The organism is Mesorhizobium sp. M2E.F.Ca.ET.219.01.1.1 (assembly GCF_004016445.2).
In the GTDB taxonomy this organism is placed as follows: domain Bacteria; phylum Pseudomonadota; class Alphaproteobacteria; order Rhizobiales; family Rhizobiaceae; genus Mesorhizobium.
Genome location: NZ_SADT02000131.1, coordinates 1 through 347, shown reverse-complemented (window position 1 = coordinate 347; position 347 = coordinate 1). Strand labels below are relative to the sequence as shown.

General features: G+C 60.8%; 1 protein-coding gene. It reads left to right on the top strand.

The genetic code is table 11. The features are described 5' to 3' along the window. On the top strand, positions 1–347 hold a 347-nt coding region (locus EN862_RS35225), incomplete at both ends, for a LysR substrate-binding domain-containing protein (RefSeq protein WP_245519826.1).

Sequence of the window (347 nt, the reverse complement as noted above, 5' to 3'; positions counted from 1 at the left end):
AAGCGGCCTCGTTCGGGTGACCGCCGAACTCCATGCAGCCCAGACCGTGCTGTGGCCGGCAGTCTCGCGATTGATGTACGCCTACCCTGACGTGCAGGTGGAAATCTCGGTCGATGCCTCCTTCACCGATATCGTTGCCGATCAGTTTGATGCCGGTATTCGGATGGGTGAGCAGGTCGCCAAGGACATGATTGCGGTTCGCATCGGACCCGATCTGCGCATGGTTGTTGTCGGCTCTCCGTCGTACCTCGCCAAGCACGGAACTCCTCACACCCCCCATGACCTGATTCAGCACCGCTGCATGAACTTGCGCCTCCCGACAGCCGGCGGTCTCTATGCCTGGGAGT